The organism is Corynebacterium sp. MSK071 (assembly GCF_030232125.1).
GTDB lineage: Bacteria > Actinomycetota > Actinomycetes > Mycobacteriales > Mycobacteriaceae > Corynebacterium > Corynebacterium kefirresidentii.
The window spans coordinates 1,384-3,447 of record NZ_JASPJA010000025.1 but is presented as its reverse complement, the minus strand read 5'-3'; the positions used below and the strand labels follow the sequence as shown (position 1 = coordinate 3,447).

At 52.7% G+C, this 2,064-nt stretch carries 1 rRNA gene (only partly in view); it reads left to right on the top strand.

Annotated elements, in window-relative coordinates:
* The first annotated feature begins 169 nt into the window (after nt 1-169).
* A 23S ribosomal RNA gene (locus QP990_RS11930) occupies nt 170-2,064 on the top strand (it continues 1,116 nt past the right edge of the window).

The following is a 2,064-nucleotide window of genomic DNA, read 5'->3' as shown; positions in this document are numbered from 1 at the left end:
TGGTTGGGGTGTTGTGTGAGAACTGTATAGTGGACGCGAGCATTAAACACGTATGGCAGGCTGCGCTTTTGTGTGGTGTGTTGTGTGTGTTTGTGTGATTTCTTTTTTGTGTTTATTTTGTCAAGTTCACTTGTGTGGCCGCCCGCGCTTTTTGTGTGTGGTGGTTTGTGTGTTCGTTATTAAGGGCGCATGGTGGATGCCTTGGCATGCTGAGCCGATGAAGGACGTGAAAGGCTGCGTTAAGCCTCGGGGAGTTGTCAATTAAGCGTTGATCCGAGGATGTCCGAATGGGGAAACCTGGCCCTGGTTATGTGGGGTTACCCTTCAGTGAATTCATAGCTGTTGTGGGGGTTTACGCGGGGAAGTGAAACATCTCAGTACCCGTAGGAGAAGAAAATAATAATGATTCTGCTAGTAGTGGCGAACGAACGTGGATGAGGCTAAACCGTGTGCATGTGATACCTGGTAGGGGTTGTGTGTGCGGTGTTGTGGGCCCTGATGTGCGGTGACTACCATCATCGTGCTTGCGCATTGTTGTTAGGTGAAGTGGTTTGGAATGGCCTGCCGGAGTAGGTGAGAGTCCTGTAGCTGAAGATGATGATGTGTGGGTTGTTGGGTTGCCCGAGTAGCAGCGGGCTCGTGGAATCTGCTGTGAATCTGCCGGGACCACCCGGTAAGCCTAAATACTCAGTGTGACCGATAGTGTATGAGTACCGTGAGGGAATGGTGAAAAGTACCCCGGGAGGGGAGTGAAATAGTTCCTGAAACCATGTGCTTACAATCCGTCAGAGCACCGTGTGTGTGTGATGGCGTGCCTTTTGAAGAATGAGCCTGCGAGTCAGCGGCATGTCGCGAGGTTAACCCGTGTGGGGTAGCCGTAGGGAAACCGAATCCTAATGGGGTGTCAAGTGGCATGTCCTGGACCCGAAGCGGGGTGATCTACCCATGGCCAGTGTGAAGCAGCTGTAAGAGGTTGTGGAGGCGCGAACCCACGTAGGTTGAAAACTGCGGGGATGAGCTGTGGGTAGGGGTGAAAGGCCAATCAAACTCCGTGATAGCTGGTTCTCCCCGAAATGCATTTAGGTGCAGCGTCGTATTATAGCTTGGTGGAGGTAGAGCGACTGGTTGGTTGAGCGGGACTACAATCTTAGCAATGTCAGCCAAACTCCGAATGCCACTAATTGTGTTGTACGGCAGTGAGACTGTGGGGGATAAGCTTCATAGTCGAGAGGGAAACAGCCCAGATCGCCGGTTAAGGCCCCTAAGGGTGTACTAAGTGGAAAAGGATGTGGGATCGCGAAGACAGCCAGGAGGTTGGCTTAGAAGCAGCCATCCTTGAAAGAGTGCGTAATAGCTCACTGGTCGAGTGGTTCTGCGCCGACAATGTAGTGGGGCTCAAGTACACCGCCGAAGCCGCGGCATCAATTTTTTTGTTGGGTAGGGGAGCGTCGTGCATGGGTTGAAGCGTTACCGTAAGGAGGCGTGGACTGTGTGCGAGTGAGAATGCAGGCATGAGTAACGAATTGATAGGTGAGAATCCTATCCGCCGGATGACTAAGGGTTCCTGGGTCAAGTTCGTCTTCCCAGGGTGAGTCGGGACCTAAGGCGAGGCCGACAGGCGTAGTCGATGGATAACCAGTTGATATTCTGGTACCCGTACATGCGCGCCCATGATAAAGCACTGATACTAACCACCGCGGATGCATTGCTGGTCTTCTTTGAAGTCTGGTGGTGTTGATGTCGTGGGGCCTGATGTGTGGTTCAAGTGATGGGGTGACGCAGTGAGGTAGCCACGCCACTTATTGGATTGGTGGTGTAAGCGTGCAGACCGTGTGGTAGGTAAATCCGCCGCACATTTTGGTTGAGGCGTGATGCGTAGACCCATTGGGGTTGATGGTGGTGATCCTGTACTGTCGAGAAAAGCCTCTAGCGATGTGTGTGTATGGCCCGTACCCTAAACCGACACAGGTGGTCAGGTTGAAAATACTAAGGCGTTCGGGTGAACTGTGGTTAAGGAATTCGGCAAAATGCCCCCGTAACTTCGGGAGAAGGGGGGCCCTACGA